This is a genomic window from Acinetobacter sp. 802_lipA, from assembly GCF_058242885.1.
In genome coordinates this window covers 1,819,291-1,839,222 of sequence record NZ_JBZAYP010000001.1, presented here as the reverse complement: position 1 = coordinate 1,839,222, position 19,932 = coordinate 1,819,291, and the positions used below count along the sequence as shown (strand labels likewise).

General features: G+C 41.9%; 22 protein-coding genes. 11 read left to right on the top strand and 11 right to left on the bottom strand.

All coding sequences use genetic code 11. From position 1 onward, the window contains the following. Nucleotides 1-36: 36 nt before the first annotated feature. The 3 genes from recF to dnaA all read right to left on the bottom strand — a co-directional run bounded on the left by recF (nucleotide 37) and on the right by dnaA (nucleotide 3,773). Nucleotides 37-1,119: a DNA replication/repair protein RecF gene (gene recF / locus AC4CU3_RS09090; RefSeq protein ID WP_005401772.1), complete on the bottom strand. Its 1,083-nt coding sequence runs from the start codon at nucleotides 1,117-1,119 to the stop codon at nucleotides 37-39. 15 nt (nucleotides 1,120-1,134) lie between these two features. After that, nucleotides 1,135-2,283 carry a DNA polymerase III subunit beta gene (gene dnaN / locus AC4CU3_RS09085; protein WP_159153738.1) on the bottom strand — a complete coding sequence of 383 codons (1,149 nt, stop codon included), beginning with the start codon at nucleotides 2,281-2,283 and terminating at the stop codon, nucleotides 1,135-1,137. Nucleotides 2,284-2,393: 110 nt separating this feature from the next. Beyond that, nucleotides 2,394-3,773, bottom strand: a complete 1,380-nt coding sequence (gene dnaA / locus AC4CU3_RS09080; protein ID WP_004697428.1) for a chromosomal replication initiator protein DnaA — start codon at nucleotides 3,771-3,773, stop codon at nucleotides 2,394-2,396. Between the two features lie 672 nt (nucleotides 3,774-4,445). Between dnaA and rpmH the strand changes: the two genes are divergently transcribed. From rpmH to mnmE, 5 genes are all read left to right on the top strand, one after another. Continuing rightward, on the top strand, nucleotides 4,446-4,580 hold the full coding sequence (rpmH, locus tag AC4CU3_RS09075; RefSeq protein WP_000831329.1) for a 50S ribosomal protein L34: 135 nt from the start codon (nucleotides 4,446-4,448) through the stop codon (nucleotides 4,578-4,580). A gap of 33 nt (nucleotides 4,581-4,613) precedes the next feature. Continuing rightward, nucleotides 4,614-5,003, top strand: a complete 390-nt coding sequence (rnpA, locus tag AC4CU3_RS09070; RefSeq protein WP_039890852.1) for a ribonuclease P protein component — start codon at nucleotides 4,614-4,616, stop codon at nucleotides 5,001-5,003. Nucleotides 5,004-5,012: 9 nt separating this feature from the next. Beyond that, nucleotides 5,013-5,333: a membrane protein insertion efficiency factor YidD gene (gene yidD / locus AC4CU3_RS09065; RefSeq protein WP_004977726.1), complete on the top strand. Its 321-nt coding sequence runs from the start codon at nucleotides 5,013-5,015 to the stop codon at nucleotides 5,331-5,333. A gap of 5 nt (nucleotides 5,334-5,338) precedes the next feature. Further along, entirely contained in the window at nucleotides 5,339-7,102 is a 1,764-nt protein-coding gene (gene yidC / locus AC4CU3_RS09060) for a membrane protein insertase YidC (RefSeq protein WP_004697434.1), read from the top strand. 101 nt (nucleotides 7,103-7,203) lie between these two features. Beyond that, nucleotides 7,204-8,559, top strand: coding sequence for a tRNA uridine-5-carboxymethylaminomethyl(34) synthesis GTPase MnmE (gene mnmE, locus AC4CU3_RS09055; protein ID WP_490738136.1), 1,356 nt, complete (start codon nucleotides 7,204-7,206; stop codon nucleotides 8,557-8,559). Between the two features lie 43 nt (nucleotides 8,560-8,602). Here mnmE and AC4CU3_RS09050 read toward each other — a convergent pair whose 3' ends face one another. Together AC4CU3_RS09050 and AC4CU3_RS09045 are read right to left on the bottom strand one after the other, a co-directional pair. After that, the gene (locus tag AC4CU3_RS09050) at nucleotides 8,603-9,781 is read right to left on the bottom strand and encodes an MFS transporter (protein ID WP_481715530.1); all 1,179 of its coding nucleotides are present in this window, start codon (nucleotides 9,779-9,781) and stop codon (nucleotides 8,603-8,605) included. Between the two features lie 133 nt (nucleotides 9,782-9,914). After that, nucleotides 9,915-10,181, bottom strand: coding sequence for a metal/formaldehyde-sensitive transcriptional repressor (locus tag AC4CU3_RS09045; RefSeq protein WP_279691517.1), 267 nt, complete (start codon nucleotides 10,179-10,181; stop codon nucleotides 9,915-9,917). A 56-nt stretch (nucleotides 10,182-10,237) separates the two neighbouring features. Here AC4CU3_RS09045 and dmeF point away from each other — a divergent pair, with 56 nt between their 5' ends. Both dmeF and AC4CU3_RS09035 read left to right on the top strand, forming a co-directional pair. Beyond that, nucleotides 10,238-11,215: a CDF family Co(II)/Ni(II) efflux transporter DmeF gene (gene dmeF, locus AC4CU3_RS09040; protein ID WP_490738135.1), complete on the top strand. Its 978-nt coding sequence runs from the start codon at nucleotides 10,238-10,240 to the stop codon at nucleotides 11,213-11,215. Between the two features lie 106 nt (nucleotides 11,216-11,321). Then, nucleotides 11,322-12,023, top strand: a complete 702-nt coding sequence (locus AC4CU3_RS09035) for a DsbC family protein (RefSeq protein ID WP_490738463.1) — start codon at nucleotides 11,322-11,324, stop codon at nucleotides 12,021-12,023. Nucleotides 12,024-12,080: 57 nt separating this feature from the next. Here AC4CU3_RS09035 and AC4CU3_RS09030 read toward each other — a convergent pair whose 3' ends face one another. From AC4CU3_RS09030 to guaD, 3 genes are all read right to left on the bottom strand, one after another. Then, nucleotides 12,081-12,332: a GlsB/YeaQ/YmgE family stress response membrane protein gene (locus AC4CU3_RS09030; protein ID WP_395474967.1), complete on the bottom strand. Its 252-nt coding sequence runs from the start codon at nucleotides 12,330-12,332 to the stop codon at nucleotides 12,081-12,083. A 173-nt stretch (nucleotides 12,333-12,505) separates the two neighbouring features. Beyond that, complete coding sequence (gene hpt, locus AC4CU3_RS09025) at nucleotides 12,506-13,033, bottom strand: hypoxanthine phosphoribosyltransferase (protein ID WP_004697480.1); 528 nt, start codon at nucleotides 13,031-13,033, stop codon at nucleotides 12,506-12,508. A gap of 223 nt (nucleotides 13,034-13,256) precedes the next feature. Then, on the bottom strand, nucleotides 13,257-14,573 hold the full coding sequence (gene guaD, locus AC4CU3_RS09020) for a guanine deaminase (RefSeq protein WP_490738134.1): 1,317 nt from the start codon (nucleotides 14,571-14,573) through the stop codon (nucleotides 13,257-13,259). A 328-nt stretch (nucleotides 14,574-14,901) separates the two neighbouring features. On the opposite strand from guaD, the gene AC4CU3_RS09015 reads away from it, so the two are divergent. Then, on the top strand, nucleotides 14,902-15,375 hold the full coding sequence (locus AC4CU3_RS09015; protein WP_490738132.1) for a hypothetical protein: 474 nt from the start codon (nucleotides 14,902-14,904) through the stop codon (nucleotides 15,373-15,375). A gap of 382 nt (nucleotides 15,376-15,757) precedes the next feature. On the opposite strand, the gene AC4CU3_RS09010 is transcribed toward AC4CU3_RS09015, so the two are convergent. The 3 genes from AC4CU3_RS09010 to AC4CU3_RS09000 form a co-directional block, all read right to left on the bottom strand. Further along, on the bottom strand, nucleotides 15,758-16,918 hold the full coding sequence (locus tag AC4CU3_RS09010) for a glutathionylspermidine synthase family protein (protein ID WP_078390284.1): 1,161 nt from the start codon (nucleotides 16,916-16,918) through the stop codon (nucleotides 15,758-15,760). A gap of 3 nt (nucleotides 16,919-16,921) precedes the next feature. Then, complete coding sequence (locus AC4CU3_RS09005; protein ID WP_058952476.1) at nucleotides 16,922-17,284, bottom strand: hypothetical protein; 363 nt, start codon at nucleotides 17,282-17,284, stop codon at nucleotides 16,922-16,924. Between the two features lie 185 nt (nucleotides 17,285-17,469). Continuing rightward, complete coding sequence (locus AC4CU3_RS09000; protein WP_078390285.1) at nucleotides 17,470-18,435, bottom strand: TerC family protein; 966 nt, start codon at nucleotides 18,433-18,435, stop codon at nucleotides 17,470-17,472. 399 nt (nucleotides 18,436-18,834) lie between these two features. On the opposite strand from AC4CU3_RS09000, the gene AC4CU3_RS08995 reads away from it, so the two are divergent. The 3 genes from AC4CU3_RS08995 to AC4CU3_RS08985 all read left to right on the top strand — a co-directional run bounded on the left by AC4CU3_RS08995 (nucleotide 18,835) and on the right by AC4CU3_RS08985 (nucleotide 19,923). Then, complete coding sequence (locus AC4CU3_RS08995) at nucleotides 18,835-19,119, top strand: GNAT family N-acetyltransferase (protein ID WP_062031177.1); 285 nt, start codon at nucleotides 18,835-18,837, stop codon at nucleotides 19,117-19,119. A gap of 39 nt (nucleotides 19,120-19,158) precedes the next feature. After that, nucleotides 19,159-19,443: a GNAT family N-acetyltransferase gene (locus AC4CU3_RS08990; RefSeq protein ID WP_490738131.1), complete on the top strand. Its 285-nt coding sequence runs from the start codon at nucleotides 19,159-19,161 to the stop codon at nucleotides 19,441-19,443. 87 nt (nucleotides 19,444-19,530) lie between these two features. Next, entirely contained in the window at nucleotides 19,531-19,923 is a 393-nt protein-coding gene (locus AC4CU3_RS08985; RefSeq protein ID WP_490738129.1) for a hypothetical protein, read from the top strand. The last annotated feature ends 9 nt before the right edge of the window (nucleotides 19,924-19,932 follow it).

Genomic DNA, 19,932 nt, shown 5'->3' with positions numbered 1-19,932 from the left:
AAAATAGGTCTATCCCGTGATGGGTAAAATCTAAAATCATTGTGCGACAACTTGAACTTGACCGTTTTCAACACAGAATAATTGATAAGAAATAGATAAATCATGTAAGTGATTTTTGACTGATTCATACTCTAAAGTGGTAATAAAAACTTGACTACCCAGTTGGCTCAATCGCTCAATTAAACGTTGTTGTGCTGTTAAATCTAATTCTGCTGTCAGATCATCTAATAATACCACAGTTTCCTTATTACAAGCATGCAGCATTGCAATCTGTGACAGTTTTAAGGCTATGATTAACAGCTTTTTTTGTCCACGTGACAGTACGACATCGGCATCGCCAAGGCTTGTTTTTAAACGCAAATCTGCCTTGTGTGGACCATACTCGGTATAGCGCCGTTCAAGGTCTTTTTGATGATGACTTTGCAGGTCATGCAGCAACCCTACCTCGGTATGAAAGCCAGGGCTATATTCTAACTGAACCTCGATATCTGGCAGCAGGTGTTTTAAATCTTGCTCAAAAAAGCCCTTCCACTGCTCCACAATGCTGACGCGCTGCGAATGCAGCATTTCCCCATAATCACCAAGCATTTTGTTCCACGGCTCCAAATCTGCCAGACTTAGATTCCGTCGTGTTTTCAGTAAACTATTACGCTGTTTTAATGCCCGTGAATAATATTGCCATGCATGATAAAACTCAGGTTCCACGTGGAACATCAGCCAATCTAATAGTTGCCGTCTAGGCTTGGCACCATGATCAATAATATCGGTACTTTGCGGATCAATCAGTTGCAAAGGAAGAATCTTAGCCAACTGGCCTTGAGTGGCAATGTTGTCGCCATTGACCTTGATGAGCTGTTCACCAGACAACAGCTTTTGCATCCCTATTTTTTCAGAACTGGATTGGGCAAAGACAATCGCGTCTTGGGTGTCGGTTTGAATATAGTGTTTCGGAATATGGGTCCGAAAGGAACGCCCAGTCGCCAACAGATGAATGGCTTCTAAAATTGAGGTTTTACCTGAACCATTTTGTCCATAAAAAACATTAAACGGTTGCAATCCATGGAGAGCAACCGTTCTGAGATTTCGAACACGTTCGATGTTTAAACGCGTGATTTGCATGCCTGAACCTAGGGCTTAAACACGCATTGGCATGACCACATAGGTCTGATCTTGATGAGCTGGATCTTGCACTAGAACCGATTGATTTGCTTCGGTCATCGTCATTGACACATCATCACCATCCAATGCGCCTAAGACTTCCAAGATATATTGGGCATTAAAAGACATTTCCATTGGCGCATTATTATATTGAATCGCCAAATCCTCTACGGCTTCGTCTTGCTCTGGGTTATTGGCACGCAGCTGCAAAGTGTCTGCGGCAAAGTTTAAGAACACACCACGTAGTTTTTCATTACTTAAAATCGAAACACGTTGTAAAGATTGCTTAAAGACATCATGTGCAATTAACACATTTTTATCCCCACCACGTGGAATCACACGGCGATAATCAGGGAACTTACCGTCAATCAGTTTTGTGGTGAAACGAACCGTGGTATCCCCTTGTTCTTTGTCACGACTGGCAATAGAAATAGTCACATTCAATAGTTCACGACCGATTAACAACGCCAATTGTTCATCTTCAATGCTCAATAAACGTTGTAATTCGCCCACTGCTTTACGTGGAACAATCGCTTGAATCAATTGAGTGGCATTTGAGCTAGCGACAGTTTCACACAGAGCTAAACGGTGGCCGTCTGTGGTCACTGCACGCAGTTGATTATTATCAATTTCAAGTAAGGTTCCCGTGAGATAAAAACGCACATCCTGCACCGCCATAGCAAATGCAGTTTTTTCAAATAGGCGCTTTAATTCACGCTGTGTCACCGCAACTTGCGTGCCTTGCGTGTTCTCTGTGGTCAATAACGGGTAATCTTCAGCGGGTAAAGTCCCCAACACAAAACGGCTATTACCAGACTTTAAAATACAACGCTGATCTTCAGTAATTTGTAAGTCTATCAGTGCTGCAGTCGGTAAAGATTTGCAAATATCCATCAACTTACGTGCAGGAACGGTCGTTTCACCCGCTTGTAAACACGCCCCTTCTGTAAGAGGGGTACTTGCAACCAATTCGACTTCTAAGTCTGAACCTGTGATCGTCAACGACGCTTGGGTTACTTGTACTTTAACATTTGAGAGAATATTTAAAGTATGGCGACGTTCAACCGCTCCTACGACATGTGATAGAACATTAAGTAAGCTTTCTTTCGCGATTTTTAAACGCACGATACATTCCTCGAAAAACTGAAGATAAAATAATAAATAAATGTGTTTTTAGCAGTGTACTATGCGGCAGAACATGCCGCATTGCAAGAATAGAATTTGAGCAATTTTGCTTAACTTTGCAGCAAGCGTTGCAAGTTTTTATAGTCCTCATTGAAGATCGGATCTTCATCGCGCAGACTTAAAACTTTTTCACAAGCATGCATGACGGTACTGTGATCTCGACCGCCAAAGGCCATACCAATTTCAGGGAAACTGTCTCCCGTTAACTCACGTGCCAAGCCCATTGCCAATTGGCGTGGACGAGCATAAATACGGGTCCGTTTAGGCCCAACCAACTCTTTGAGTGGAATTCTAAAGTACTCACTCACCACACGTTGAATATTTTCAGTACTGATGGTTCGTGCACGAATGGCCAAGACGTCTTTTAATGACTCACGCACAACATCCAAATCAATAGCTGTACCCTTAAAGCGTGAAATGGCCACCACTTTATTCAGCGCACCTTCCAATTCACGTACGTTTGCAACCACTTGTTGCGCAATAAATAACGCACAGTTTCGTGGTAATTCCACATCATTGCTTTCTGCTTTTTTCAGCAAAATTTCAATACGGGTTTCAATATCTGGTGGCTCAACCCCAACCGACAAGCCCCAAGAAAAGCGTGAAACCAAACGTGGATCTAATTCCGTTAATTCTTTTGGATAGCGATCTGAAGTCAGAATAATTTGCTTAGATTCATCTAAAAGTGCGTTAAAAGTATAGAAAAACTCTACTAAACTCGCCTCTTTACCCGCCAACAAATGAATATCATCGACCAACAATAGATCTAAAGATCGGCAATTTTTTTTAAATTCTTCCACTTTGCCTTGTTGTAAAGAACTAACAAAATCTTGAACAAAGCTTTCTGCCGTCATATACATGACACGTGCATTCGGTTTGGCTTGCAACAAGGCATTGCCCACTGCTTGCATTAAGTGTGTTTTACCTAAACCAGTCGGGCCATATAAAAATAAGGGATTGTGCTGAGAAGCACCTAACTGAGTTAAAACCTTACGACACGTTTCAGCAGCCATTTGGTTTGAACGACCTTCCACAAAAAGTGAGAAGGAAAATAAAGGATTTAACTGGCGTTTACGGCTGTTTTTAGAATTCCCTTCTTCTTTTTCTTTTTTCGGACGTACAACAGGTGCTGGAGCAGACTCTAAAGCCGCAGTCGTCGTTGCAGGTTGCTCACTCGCAGATAAAATTGCACCTGGGCGTGAGTCGACTAAAATTTCAACTTTACGTACTCGCCCTTCAGAGAGCTGCTCCACTAAAATTGTAATCAACTCTAGGTGATGTTCTTGAATGTAACGTGTCCAATAGGGATTCGGAGCATAAAGACGTAGTGTGTCATTTAACTCTTCTGCAACTAAAGGGCGTATCCACATTGTAAAGACATTCCCAGAGAGCTCTTGTCGCAAGCGAGTTAAGCAGTCCGTCCAAAGCATGTGAAACCCCTATTCATTCCATCGATAATTAATAAAAACACTATGTACCCACCGAAGCGGGTCGCCATTCTAACCAAGTTATCCACATCTGTCATGGAAAATTCTGCAGATATTGCTCAAAAAGCCTGCTTATGAAAATAAATTTAAATTCAAATACTGGTGTGGATAAGTTTATCCGCAAACTGTGGATAGAATATAGCACAAAGTTATCCACAAACTATTAATTTTATAAAAACAATCTTATCCACACCATATTTTATTGTTTTATAATTAAAAAAGTGTCATTTCCACAGAAAAAGACCTCCCTAATAGTAATAAATTTAAATTTATAAATTTGAATTTATTTATAAGAGACCTGTTTTCTGGGGATAACTGCAGATCCCAAATGAATTTAAATTTAAAAACATGTGCAGCAAGTGAATTTAAAGACTTGTGGATAATTGTGTGGGTAATCTTGTTGGTAACTTATATCACTTTAATAAACAATAATCTAGGTTGTGTATAAGAAAAAAGTGCAGTTGTTTAAATGTTATCGAGAAAAGAGCAAGCTCAAGCTGCTGTTACAAATAAAAAGGCTTAATTTCACAAGAAAATCGGTTTTCCATTGACAGCTCAAGCAATGAACACTAAACTCGCGAACCTTCATTGAATGATCATTTTTGGAGTTTCGATATGAAACGTACATTCCAACCATCTGAATTAAAGCGTAAGCGCGTTCATGGTTTCCGTGCTCGTATGGCTACTAAAGCTGGTCGCCAAGTATTAGCTCGTCGTCGTGCAAAAGGTCGTCACAGCTTAACTGTTTAATCAATAGTTAACGCTTAAACGATTTTGGGTGTTATGACTACACTTTATGGCTTCAGCACAGAGGTTCGTATTCGCTGTGCTGCCGATTATAAAAGTGTCTTCGATGGTGCGCTTTTTAAAGTGCATCAGCCCCATTTCTTATTTCTAGCAAAACTGACCGAACAACCTCAAAGTCGTTTGGGTATTGTTGTTGCTAAAAAGAAAGTGCGTCGTGCACACGAAAGAAATAGAGTAAAACGTTTGGCTCGCGAAAGTTTTCGCTTGCATCAACAGCAATTAACTTTAGATATTGTGGTTATGCCTAAAATGGGGATAGAAACAGTGCCTAATGCAGAGTTGCACCAGCAATTACAATTTGCTTGGCAAAAATTACAACGTCTTGCCAAAAAGCATCAAAAAATAGCTCCCTCCCTGCAAAAGTAGAGATGGCCAATGGTCCGGTTACTGCATTGGTTAATTCGATTTTATCAAATTGCGATTAGTCCTTTACTTGGACCGCGTTGTCGTTATATCCCTACATGTTCTCAATATTCATTGGAAGCAGTCCATACACATGGTGCTGTGCGTGGTGTGTGGTTGGCTACTAAACGTATTTGCCGTTGTCATCCTTGGGGTGGATCGGGGTATGACCCTGTTCCAAACAAAAGGATTCGTTTTATCTCTTTTCAGCAAATAGATTCTCAAAAGCATCTGGTTGCTGTACCCTTTCGTGATTGTTTCTTGAACCAAAATCACTCTAACCACTTGGGGTAATCGATATGCAACAATGGGCCAGGTTTGCCATTCTCGGGGCCATGTTTGTTGTCGCTTATTTGCTCATCTTGGCTTGGCAAAAAGATTATGGACATGCTGAGACTCAGCCACAGCCACAACAGGCTGCAGCAGTTTCACATGAAGTATCTGCAGATTTGCCAAATGCTCAAACGGCTTCAGCAGCGTCTGATATGCCACAAGCAAATATCGCGACTCAGCAACCAGCTACAGAAGCAAAAGCATCTGTAAATCAACAGCTTATTTCAGTACAAACTGACCTTTATCATCTTTGGATTAATCCTAAAGGTGGTGATATTGTTCGTATTGAATTGTTAAACCATGACAAGAGCAAAGACAGTAACGAAGCATTTGTCATGCTTGAAAGTGATGCAAAACGTACTTATGTGGCGCAGTCTGGTTTAATTGGTCTTAATGGTCCAGACAGTAACCGTAGCGGTCGTCCAATGTATGAGATTGAAAAATCTGCTTATACATTAAATGATGCCAAAGCGGTTCAAACTGAAGATGGAAAAAGCATCAAAGTGTTAACCGTACCGATGGTACTGAAAACAGCTGATGGTGTGGAAATCATTAAAACCTTTACCTTTAAGCAAGGTGAATATCCTGTTGTTGTGAACCATAAAGTGGTGAACCGCAGTGGTCAAAACTGGCAGGGTCAAATGTTTGGTCAACTCAAACGTGACAACTCTGATGATCCAGGCAAATCGGATCAAGGTATTTTCACGCTGGGCACTTTCTTAGGTGGTGCTTGGGGTTCGCCTGAAGAACATTATAACAAGCTTAAATTTGCTAACTTCAATGAAGAAAAATTGAATGTTGAAGCGAAAGGGGGCTGGGTTGCTATGGTTCAGCACTACTTTGTGAGTGCTTGGATTCCAGGTGACTTAAAATTGACGCAAGCCAATGGTCAACCTTATGTTGCGAAATTAGAGTCGCGTAAGTCAACGGATGATATGAATATCATTGGTTTTACTTCACCGACGATTACTGTGCCTGCTGGTACAGTGGCTGAGATTGACGCGACCTTCTATTCAGGTCCTAAAGTTCAATCTGAGTTAAAAGAGCTTGCAACAGGGTTAAACCAAACTGTTGATTATGGTTGGTTATGGCCAATTGCGAAATTATTGTTCTTGGGTCTTGAGTTCTTCCACGGTTTAGTGGGTAACTGGGGCTGGGCAATTATTTTGTTAACGGTCTTGGTGAAATTGATTCTTTGGCCATTGTCGTCTAAGAGCTATCGCTCAATGGCGAAAATGCGTGTCATTGCACCTGAAATGCAGCGTATGAAAGAAGAGTTCGGTGAAGACCGTATGCGCTTCTCTCAAGAAATGATGGCACTGTATAAACGTGAACAAGTCAATCCGCTTGCGGGTTGTTTGCCATTGTTATTACAAATGCCAATCTTCCTTGCGCTGTACTGGGTGTTGATGGAGTCTGTTGAGCTTCGTCATGCGCCATGGTTACTTTGGATTCAAGATTTGTCAGCGATGGATCCGTGGTTTATTTTACCGCTGTTAATGGGCGCAACGATGTTCATTCAGCAGTCTTTAAATCCACAACCGGCTGATCCAATGCAAGCGAAAGTTTTCAAAATCATGCCGATTGTTTTCACAGTCTTTATGTTGTTCTTCCCTGCGGGTCTCGTGTTGTACTGGATTGTCAACAACAGTATCACGATTATTCAGCAGACCTTGATCAACAAATCTGTTGAAAAAGACCGTTTGAATAAGGAAAGTGCGTCGAGTTAATCGAGGCAACTTTTCGCGAAAAGCTGAATAAATCCGCTTAAGATGGTAATCTTAGGCGGATTTTTCATTGTGTGACTTTTAAGATTTTTTAGGTGAATGTTATGTACAACCGAACCACGATTGCTGCCATTGCAACACCACCTGGGCGTGGTGGTGTGGGGGTCATTCGCCTATCTGGTCCCAAGTCTTATGAGATTGCACAGGCCTTGACCCAAAAAGATTTACCGAAAGCCCGTTTTGCAGGTTTTCGCCAGTTTTATGATGCGTCTGGCGAGGTGATGGATGAGGGCTTAGCGATTTGTTTTCCGAACCCGAACTCGTTTACTGGTGAAGATGTGGTTGAGTTGCAAGGTCATGGTGGCCCTGTCATTCAAAATGCTTTACTGGGGCGTTTGTTGGAGCTCGGTGCGATTGCAGCAAAAGCCGGTGAGTTTTCCATGCGTGCTTTTGAAAATGGCAAACTGGATTTGGTACAGGCTGAAGCAATCGCTGACTTGATTGATGCGACGTCTCAAGCGGCTGCACGTTCTGCGGTACGTTCATTACAAGGTGCATTTTCAACTAAAGTGAATCATGTGTTGGAGCAATTGATTCATCTACGTTTGCATGTGGAAGCTGCGATTGATTTTCCTGAAGAAGAAATTGATTTTCTTGTGGACGGGAAAATTTTAAATCTTTTAGATGGCGTTACGGCTGCTGTGAACCAAGTGCAACAATCGGCTCGTCAAGGACAGTTGCTGCGTGAAGGTTTACAAGTGGTAATTGCAGGAAAACCGAATGCGGGTAAGTCATCACTGCTCAATGCATTAGCAGGCATTGAACGCGCTATTGTGACGGATATTGCAGGTACGACGCGGGATGTATTACATGAAAAAATTACCCTGAATGGCTTACCCATTACCTTAACCGATACCGCGGGTTTACGTGAAACCGGCGATATTGTCGAAAAAGAAGGGATTCGTCGTGCCATAAAAGAAATTGAGCAAGCCGACCTGTTACTTTTAGTCTATGACTTAAGCCAAGGCGAAGACCCACTCAAACTGGCGCAAGCATATTTTGCTGAGCATATTGAACCGAAACGTTTAATGCTGATTGGTAATAAGTGTGATTTGATGGAAACGACATCGCATATCGAAGACTTTAACGGCTTCCGTCATATTATGGTTTCGGCAAAACAAGAAACTGGCGTTCAAGCGCTCATAGAAGCGATTACAGCGCATGCAGGCTTCCAGCCTGAAGAAGATAGCTTTATTGCACGTACACGCCATTTAGACGCAATGAAACGCACTCAGCTTTACCTTGCTGAAGCGCGTGAACAATTGGTGGTGTATAACGCAGGTGAGTTGGTCGCAGAGTCGCTACGTTTGGCGCAAAATGCCCTCAGTGAAATTACAGGGGATTTTAGTGCGGATGATTTGCTTGGGAAAATTTTTGGATCGTTCTGTATTGGAAAATAACATCGCTAAATATCAAAAGCCCTGATCACAGGGTTTTTGATATTTAAATCAGACGTATACTGCTTTTATGCGCAAACCACAGATAAACACACAATAAAGCGATGGCAATGCAAAAGCTAATGACCCCGAAACTTAATCCAAAGTGATCTGCCAGATAACCCACAGCTACAATAGGCACAATCGTACCCAAATAACCAATAAAAAGATAAGTCGACATCACCGCAGCACGATTCTCTAAGCTGGTCATGGCATGAATGAGACCAAAGGAACCAATCAAGGTCAGGCCATGTCCGACACCAACGAGAAAATCACTGATAAAGAAAAATGCACTCAGTTGAAATAGCATACACAGCGCCAAAATGCCTAAGCTTGCAATCAAGGTAATTAAGCCATAGTTGAGGCACTTATAAGCAGGAATACTTCTGGCAAAATACTGCACCACGGCAGAGACAATGAGAATACTGGTAATGGCTGAACCGCTAATGAGAGGGCCGTGCCATGGCAAAATATCCCGCACAAATGAAGGTGATAAGGATGCAAATAAACTAAACGCGGCAAAGGCACTAAATGCGGTAAATCCAACGATCAAAAACAACTGATGATATTGCACTTCTGGTCGGAGTAGCTTTGGGGCAATACTAAAGGGCTGTGAGATAAATGTGGGAGACTCAACCCAAAATAAACCAAAGAAACACAGTACAGCGCCAAGAATAACGGGTAGATAAGGACTGACCAACGGATATTCTGAAAATTGAGCTATCAGGCCACCAATCAGTGGGCCTAAGCCAAAGCCTACTGCGGTAATAATCGAACTGAGCTGCGGCGCAATCTGTTGATGGCTTTTGGGCACGGTATACATCAGTCCCAGTAAGGCCGAAGTGGTCATCAAACCAGATGCAATACCAATAATAAAGCGCCCCAAAGATAAGATGAGAGCATCAGAAGCATAAGCGGAAATCACCAACCCGATGCTAATAAACACCAACCCTACTTGTAAGGTGCGTAAATAGCCAATGCTATTACTGGTCCGGCCAAGAAACAGTAAAGTAGCGAGACAACCAAACATATAAGCCACAAAAATATAGGTGATCTGACTCGACACCAGATGCCATAAGGCTTGATACAGCGGGTAAAGTGGACTGGCTAAGGCAGTCCCCATCGTTCCCATCATTAAGGCGAGGCTGACCATACAAAATGGACGCCAAGAAGTGGTTGTTGTCATGCAAATGCCATGCGGCTCTCTCGGTCAAAACAAGAATATTTTGATGCCCAAGAGAAAAAGGATAGAGAGCAACAGTGTATCGGTTTGTGGAAAAAATGGTCAACTAGAAACTTGAAAAAGAACGCAATAAAACTTAGCCATAGCGTTTCAGCAGTTTTAAGAACTCAGCCAACTCCTCTTCATTGACCTGTTCAGCTTGTGCTAATACATGATGGCGTAAGTGTGCTTCAACCAGTTCATTCATCAGCCCATTGACCGCGCCTTTAATAGCAGCGACTTGTTGTAAAACGTCGATACAATTGGCATCGGGATGTGTGATCGAGAGTTCAACGGCTTTGACCTGTCCTTGTAAGCGTTTCACACGGTTTAAAATTTTTTTATCTTCATGCAAATGACTCAACACATTGCTCCAAAAATAAATATACTAAGGGGGAGTATATTGGTAAATGATTTAAAATGCAAAATACCCCATCGCGTCAGCATAAGCATCATTTTGATGACGGTAATCCACTGGCACAAAAACGGATTTTAATGGCGACCATTTTAACGGCAGTCATGATGTTATTAGAAGTGATTGGTGGATGGATTTTCCAATCAATGGCTTTGCTGGCAGATGGTTGGCATATGAGTTCGCATATGTTGGCACTGGGTTTGGCTTATTTTGCCTATCGTGCTGCGCGGCATTATGCCTATGATCAGCGCTTTAGTTTCGGCACATGGAAAATTGAAATTCTTGCAGGCTACAGCAGTGCTATTTTGCTGATGGTGGTGGCGGGTTTTATGGCTTTTCACTCGATTCAGCGTCTATTCTCGCCTGTACAAATTCATTATAACGAAGCGATTCCAATTGCGATTTTAGGCTTATTGGTGAATTTAATCTGTGCATGGTTGCTGCATGATGGTCACCATCACCATCACCATCACCATCACCATCACCATCACGCTCATGATCATGTAGTAGAAGTACATAGCCATCATCATGATTTAAATCAGAAAGCTGCATTTATGCATGTAGTGGCAGACGCAGTGACTTCCATTTTTGCCATTATCGCACTGATTTTTGGTAAATATTTGGGCTGGGATTTTCTCGATGCTGCCCTTGGAATCGTGGGATCAATACTGGTAGCCAAATGGGCATTGAGCTTAATGCAAGAAACGGGAAAAACCTTGTTAGATGCTGAAATGGATCATCATGTGGTGGATGAAATTCGCGAAGTGTTGGTAGAACTACCGCATACGACCTTGACCGATTTACATGTTTGGAAAGTAGGCAAAGGCAAGTTTTCCTGCATTTTGGCTTTAGAAACGACGGTAGACTTAACTGCGGATCGCGTGCGGGCAATGCTCTCGATTCATGAGGAAATTGTTCATGTCTCGGTGGAAATTAATAGCAAGGCTCTCACTGTTCCACGTGAAACTTTGGCCAGTTCATAAGTAAGGCGTGTTGGGTTTCGGTAAAGCCAAGGAAAAAATGATTCAATGCTTGAATAATACGCTCTACACTAGCGCCGTGGTTCTCCGATTGAAAGAGCAAAAAGTGATGATAAAAAAACTGGGTTTGGCAATACTCACAAGTGCAATTGCAAGCATGAGTATGGCCAGCGTAGAAAGTGTTCAAGCCAACTTAAAAAAGAATTATCCAAATATTAATGTTCAAAATATTCAAAAAACAGAAATGTCGGGCATTTATAGCGGATCTTTAGATGGCGAAATTGTGTATTTAGGCGAAGCGGCTGAGCATGTGATTGCAGGTTCGATGGTGCGCTTAAAAGATCAGAAAAATTTAAGTGCTGCCTTATATGTGCAACAAAACTCGCTTGATTGGAACAAGCTGCCGCTAAAAGATGCCATTAAAAGCGTTAAAGGCAACGGCAAACGCCAATTGGCGGTTTTTTCAGACCCAAACTGTCCTTACTGTAAGCAGTTAGAGGCTGAGCTGAATAAACTGAATGATGTGACCATCTACACCTTTATTTATGCTATTAAGGCGCAATCGATTGCACCGTCGAAACAAGTATTTTGTGAAGCAGATCCTGCCCTCGCATGGAAAAATTTGATTGCGAAAGGGACTCAACCGACGTCGAAAAAACCGTGTGCCAATCCAATTGAGCGCAACATTGAACTCGGTCGTAGTCTGGGTTTACAAGGGACGCCCGTGGTTATTTTCTCAAATGGCTTTAAAGTGAATGGCGCTGTGCCTTCAACCACCATTGAAAATATGTGGCGTGAACTGGGCTTATAAGAGTTCAAACATACAGATAAAAAGCACCTGAAACGGTGCTTTTTTTAATGGCTGAGTTTAGGTTTTTTTGGTGACCATGTTGTAGATGAATAGAATAACGATGGCCCCAATAACTGAAGCAATAAAGCCTGCGGCAGAGCCTTCACTATAGAGACCAAGTAAACGACCACCATAAGTGGCTACGAGAGAACCTGCAATCCCCAGTAAAGTGGTGATAATAAATCCTGCTTTGTCATCGCCAGGATGGATAGCACGTGCGATGAGACCTGCAATAAAACCAATCACGATTGCAACAATAAGTGACCACATGAGCCAGCTCCTTTTTTTATCATGTCTTTGTTTTTACATCATGTGCAAAAATATCATCAGGCATAATGCGACTGTGCAGTAGAGCGAATCTGCTAAAAACTGTATGTTTTATGTACTTAGCTCACGATAAAAATAAAAAAAGTGGCCTTCGGCCACTCTTTTCTTGATTGGTCTTAAAGACCAATTTCTCCAATAAATGGCAAATGACGGTACTTTTGGTCGTAGTCTAAGCCATAACCAACAATGAATCGATCTTCGACATTAAAGCCCAAAAACTTCACATCGAGTTCAATTTCACGGCGTGAAGGTTTGCTGACTAAGGTGCATAGCTCAATTGAGTTGGGAGAGCGTGTTTCTAAAATTTCTAATACTTTGCTCAAGGTGTTGCCTGAGTCGATGATGTCTTCAATGACTAAAACATCTTTACCGCGAATTTCACCGTCTAAATCTTTTAAAATTTTTACATCACGTGAAGATACCGTACCGCCGCCGTAGCTCGAAACCGTCATGAAGTCGAGTTCATGGGGTTTTGAAATGGTACGACATAAGTCTGCCATGAAAATGACTGAACCACGTAATAAACCAATCAGTACGAGTTCCTTATCACTGTTTGCATAATGCGCATCGATTTGTGCACCAAGCTCTTTTACTTTCGCTTGAATCTCTTCAGTAGAAATCATTACGCTCATTTGAACGGTCATGGGTAGATACCTAAAATTAAAAAAATCAAAAATAAAAAAGGCGTTGACCTGCAACACCTCTATATATGCATTAATTTTAATATATCTCTAAACGAGATGCACCCCCTTTTGCCCGCTGAAAATGTAATCATTTCATTGCAGACGGGATGCAGCTTGGCTTAGAGGCGAAAATCAAAGTTGTTTCAAAACTCGATTAGCTGCTTAAATTTTCGCTATTTGCTACTTAGTTTTGCACATAGGCTTTCTGACCAAAAATATAAGTCGCATGAATATTACGGTCATCACCCATGGTCATTAGGGCAAATAACGCATCTTCAATCCCTTTTGCACGTTGCTGACGTAATGCTTGCAGCGCGGTTGCTTTAAGGTCGAGCACCACAAAGTCAGCTTCTTTGCCCAAATTAAAGTTACCGAGTTTATCATCCAAGCTCAGTGCTTTGGCACCGCCAAGCGTAGCGTGGTAGAGCGACTCAAAAGCAGACAGTTTATCGCCCTGAAGCTGCTGCACTTTATAGGCTTCATTGAGGGTTTGTAGTTGGTTAAAAGAGGTCCCTGCACCAATGTCTGTACCCAGTCCAACTTTTACCTGCTTTTCCCAAGTCTTGTTCAACGGAAATAAACCACTGCCTAAAAATAGGTTGGAGGTCGGACAGAAAGCAATGGCAGAGTCAGTCTGATGCATGCAATCCCACTCCGCATCTTCTAAGTGCACGCAGTGGGCAAAGACCGAATGCGAACCGGTTAAACCAAAGTGATGATAAACATCGAGATAACCTTGCTGTTCAGGGAATAAGTCTTTTACCCAAGCAATTTCATTTTTATTTTCACTTAAATGCGTATGCACATACACATCTGGGTATTCAGCTTTGAGCTGCCCTGCTTTAGCCAATTGCTCTGGTGTTGAGGTTGGGGCAAAACGTGGCGTAATCGCATAAAGGTTACGGCCCTTGCCATGCCATTTCTCAATCAATGCTTTAGAGTCCGCATAAGCACTGTCAGGTGTGTCGCACAGATCTTCAGGTGCATGACGGTCCATCATGACTTTACCTGCGATCAGACGCATCTGGTGCTGCCCTGCTGCTTCAAATACTGCATCGACTGATTCGGTATGCACAGTACAGAAGACTAAGGCTGTGGTGGTGCCATTTTTCAGCAGTTCTTGCACAAAGAATTGGGCAATCTGGTCGGCATAGGCTTTATCGGAAAATTGTAATTCAGTTGGGAAGGTATAGGTATTGAGCCATTCGAGTAGCTGTTCACCATAGGCCCCCACCATTTCTGTTTGTGGAAAATGAATGTGGGTGTCGATAAAACCCGGCACAATCAATTGTTCAGGATAGTGCTGAACCTCGACGCCAACAGGAAGGTACTGCTGCCCCTCCTGCCAAGATCCAAACCATTGGATTTTGCCATTTTGGCTAATCAGTAAACCATCTTCTACGTAACGCACTTGGTCGTGAATTTCACGCGCTTGGGCAACCGTATTCTGAATATCTAGGAAGCGACCGCGAACCGCCGTCGTTGCAACTACAGAAGACATTTTAAACCTGCGTTTTGACTTTTTTTCGATTGATTGTACCGTAAACTGGATTTTTTTCACGGCTATTTACTGAAGTTTTTATGTGTGTTGTGAACGCTAGATTTTAAATGAAAGACTGGAGCAGTATTTTATAAAAAATTGAACTGTTTTAAGACCAGACATGTACCTGTGCCATCGATAAGATCATGATTTTTTATGCAATGTATAAGCACAAGCTTTGAGCTTAAATGATTCAATCTATTCGCAAAATTTTGTTGAGAAAGTCTTTATCTTTAAATGCTGAGTCAGTACAGTGTCGGCATTGATAAAATAAGAGACAATGACCGGCATGTATTTTTGGAATACCAAAGCATTAGCACATGAATTATCTAGCAATACCCTCGATAAAAAGCATTATAAAAATTATTACTTAGTCACCGCCTTACTGGTTTCAGTGGTGTATTACTACGGCATGTATTCACCCTATGGGGATGTCCGAGTGATTGGTGTAGAGGGGCTTCTGACTTTATTGATTATGTTTATCGGGATTCAAAGCGCTTATAAAGCCAACGATGGCGATGATGGCGAGCATTTCCTAGGTCGAATCACAGCGTTGTCTTTTCCCATTTTGGTACAAACCACCGTGGCTGGTGTTGTGTTTGGTGCAGTGTTATTAGGCCTTTATTTTGCTTTTAATCTAGAAGGCACGGCGTTTGATGATTGGTATGAATGGACTATTTCGCTATTTACCATCTTCCTGCAAATCTCGTTTTTCACGCGTTTAGTGTCTTATATGAAGCGGGTTAAAGCGCATACCATTTAAGCTTGAAAAAAATATTGTTTTCGAATGTATGCCTGTCAGTTTTAGATTTGACAGGCATTTTCTTTTTCAATTTAAACATTATTTGATACACGGAAGCGTCATCCGCAACCTGCGTAGTGTTTGGAATAGATTGTTTTTGCAACACAAATTTTTTTAATTATAGAAAGTGAACAGGTTTTGCGGAGGACAAATGCTTTTCTTACGAAGCTTCGCTTCTCATTTGGCGAAACAAAAGAATAACTAAGCTCCCAGTATTGAACTAAAAAAAGATAAGACTCCGCCGTGAATAACCTAAAAGTGATGGTGCTCCTACTAAAATGCCTGAACAGACCCGCATTAATCTTTGGACACCTATTTTAAATAGGTGATTTAGAGCGCCACTTTATTCCACAAAATAATGCGCAGCAAAATGGGCATCATTGCCGATCACATCAAACACATCTTCACGCAGTGACATCCCCGCACATTCATCTCCGACCATCCAAAGTCCCAAGGTGGGCAGCATGCCTTCATGCAACGGAGTTTTTACCCAGCGCTGCATGACATAACCATATTTGTCGTAGTCATCGAAGTAAAAACTACCTGAGGCTGCGCCGCAATCGACATTGTTTTGTAGGATATGAATATTTGCGCCTTCGCGCGCTAAGATGGGCTTACGCACCCATTTCCCTGCGTAGTGGGCGTGCGCATCATAAGCATGGGTTTCTAACAACAATGGATGATTCGGAAAGCGTTTCCATAGCTCGATCAATAGGGCTTTATTGGAGAGCAGCATTTTCCAACACGGTTCAATCCATTCGGTTTCAGGTTTGAGAAATTGTGAAAAACTTTCTTCCCAAATCCATTCCCACGGATACAGCTTAAATAAATGCTGAATCTCTTGCTGATGCAAATCGACAAAGGCTGTGCCATTCCAACCGATGTTTTCCATCGACAGTTCGCTGACATTTAAGCCTGCCTGAAAAGCAGTATCCATGAGGTATTCTAAATTGCCCCAATCTTCACGTCCTGCTTCTTGGCAGGCTACGAAATGGACACGGCTTCGCGCAGGATAGAGCTGTTTCCAGCGCTCAATGAGCTTTTCATGAATGCTGTTGAACTGATCACGGTTTGCAATATTTTCGACCTGTTCAATCCAATGCCACTGTGCAACTGAGGCTTCGAGTAAACCCGTTGGCGTATCGGCATTGTATTCCAGCATTTTGATGGCTTGACCATCATAGGCAAAATCGAAACGACCATACAGCATTGGCGCTTGGTTTTTCCATGAATGCTCAATCAGAGGAATCGCTGCTGGGGGGAGTTGAAAATATTCGGGATAATGACCGCGTTGAATCATATCCCCTGCCACTTCAAGACACATTTGGTGTAATTCGTTCGAGGCATCTTCAAGCTGTTCAATTTGCTTGAGGCTAAACTCATAAGCTACCCCTTCTGACCAATACATTGAACCATCCCGCGACGGCAAGTTGTAGTAGTCAAAACCGATCTCTTGATGCGCCTGTTGCCAGTTTGCACGCTCAGGGAATAGAACTCGTTTCATGTATTAACCTCCGAACGAGCCTCCGCCACGGCCGAAGCCTCCACGAATGGGTTGGGATTTGGCATGGCTAAAAACGTGAGTCGAGATTCTAGGTGTGCCCGTCGAATGACGTCCGCGAGCTTTCAAGATTTGGCCCATGTAACGGACTTTACGGTTATTTTTATAATATTGTGGGCCGATATAAACCCCAGTAGAGCCACTATAGCTCGATTCGCTATTTTCGTTAGCAGGTTCGCACAGTTCAAAATGCCAGTCTTGGTAGCAGTTGTATTGGTTATTGTAAACATCCTGTTGTAGGGTTTTAGAACCGCTACATGCCGTGAGTAAAACTGGCACTACAACAAGAGTTAATTTTTTGGTACGCATGGATGAGCAACCTTCAGGTTCTTTTATTTTTACTGGTAAAACCAAGGGTTTTAAGCCCGCTTATCATAGGGAGCTGTTTGCATAAAGTACAGTGCATTTACACAGAAAATCATAGGATTAAGTATTGTGCATACTAAAATTTGGTCATAAAAAAAGCCTTCCCAGAGGAAGGCTTTTTTTAAACATTAGAGGGTGGTTTGATGATGTTTCTTACTGTATCGAATCGACAAGATTGCAGTGATGGTAAGCACCAACACAATAAAGCCCAGTGAAATCCAAATTGGCATGTGGAACACATCCAGCATGAGCATCTTAAAGCCGATGAATACCAAGATAATACCTAAACCATACGGGAGATAATGCATCTTGGTTGCTGCACCAGACAACAAGAAGAACATCGCACGTAGACCCAAAATTGCCATTAAGTTTGCAGTCAACACAATAAACGGATCAGAAGTCACCGCGAAAATTGCAGGAATGGAGTCCACCGCGAAAATCACATCCGACGCTTCAACTAGAATCAACACCAAGAACAGCGGCGTTGCCCATAACATCCCGTTTTGACGGACAAAGAACTTGTTGCCATGCAGTTGCGGGGTAATCCGCATATGTTTACGTAGCCATTTTAATATCGCCATATCTTCGATATTGGTTTCTTCTTCGTTTTGTCCTTTGAAGAATTTGAAGCCCGTATACACCAAGAACGCACCGAAGATATACAGAATCCATGAGAACTCTTGTACGAACCACGCGCCAATAAAAATAAAGATGGTACGTAGAATAATCGCACCCAAGACACCGTAAAGCAGTAATTGGCGTTGTAATGCAGGTGGGATGGCAAAAGCAGCAAAGATCATCAGCCAGACAAAGACGTTGTCAACGGCTAAAGATTTTTCAAGTAAATAACCTGCAAAATACTCCATGACCTTTGTATTGGCCACAGTAACACCTGCAGTTTGTTGTAAATACAGCCAGAGACCTGCACCAAAGAGTGATGCGACGGAAACCCACGCAATACTCCATAACGCGGCGGTTTTGATTTTAACTTCTTGACCTTCTTTTTGTTTAAAGCCTAAAAAGTCGATTAGTAGCATCACGGTAACAATGCCGAAAAAAGCAATGTATAGCCATAAATTGCCGATAGATTCCATGAAATCCTCCACATCCAGCAATCGGCCACAAAAAAACCTTGACCTGCTGCCAGATGAAATAAAATATCTGTGACAACATGATCAAGGTCTTGCCTACATTTTAGCGTATGTATTTTGTGCGCTAAAATGCTCAGATACCGACTTTTTGCAAAGTGTAATGACGATAATCTGACACGTGAAAGTGATGCATGGCATTTATTTTTCACGTTTGGAGGAGGCTACTCCCCTTGTTCAACATAAATTTGGTTTTGGATTTGATCCAAAAGTGAGTTAAGCATCGCATATTTTTATGGTTTGAGCAAATATTAAAGAAAATTGTAGATGAAATATAAATGAGACAAAATTTTACTTCAATTTGTGGCAAGCTAAAAAAAAACAGTAAACCAAAGAGGAATAATAATGAAAATTCAACATCAAGAAACAGGTAGTAAAGGCGAAGTTTTTGTTGAGCAAGAAAACGAGCGTGTGGCGGAAATGACTTATAGTTGGGCTGGGGATGATAAATTTATTATTGATCACACTTGGGTCAGTGAGTTGCTCCGTGGGCAACATGTGGGGCGTCAGTTATTGGATGTTTTGGTTAACTTTGCCCGTGATAAGGGCGTGAAAATTTTACCCTTGTGTCCGTTTTCCAAATCGGTATTCGACAAAGATCCATCTATTCATGATGTTTTATTCCACTAAGATAGAGAACGATAAATCAATCCATTCAATGAGTGTGCTATGCAATTTCAACATGTAGATCGTGATCAAAAAGGTGAGTTTTTTTTAAATAATGCAGACGGTCAGCGCATTGCTGAAATTAGCTATATTTGGCGGGACGAGACAACCATTGATGCCAACCATACTTGGGTCGATGATTCACTGCGAGGTCAAGGTGTGGCGCGTTTGCTGTTGGATACTCTCGTTGATTTTTCGCGTGAGAAAAACCTGAAGATTATCCCGACCTGTTCTTATGTCGATGTGATGTTTCGCCGTGAGAAATGTTTTGAAAATGTCGCGGCTTAATTGTTCACAACATTCATCGCGGTTCTAAGCGTTAAACTAAAATGAGATCGATATAGCTGCCATTGCAGTTCTAATTTGGACTTTACAATGCTGAACATGATGGAATTAAAGTATATGAAGACGCTTTTATCTATGGGCCTATTCTGTTCAGTTGCCCCTTTATTGCATGCTGAAGATTGTGTAAAACTTGAGGAAAAGGCAGAACAAAAAGAAGTTCAGATTATTCCACGTTGGGGCATGAAAGTGATTGCTCCAACCAGAGTGTATTTTCATTCAGCACCGAGCAATGCTTGTAAAATCAAAGATCTGTTTATGATTAAAAATGATCATATCACTGCTTATAGCACCTATGATGATGGCCAAGAACAGTGGGTTTCGATGATGTATTTCAGCAAGCGCTTGGGAGACACGGTTCAAGGCTGGGCAAAACTAAAAGATTTTGCTTTGTACACGACAAAAAAAGATAACTCATTGAAATAATGGCATAAT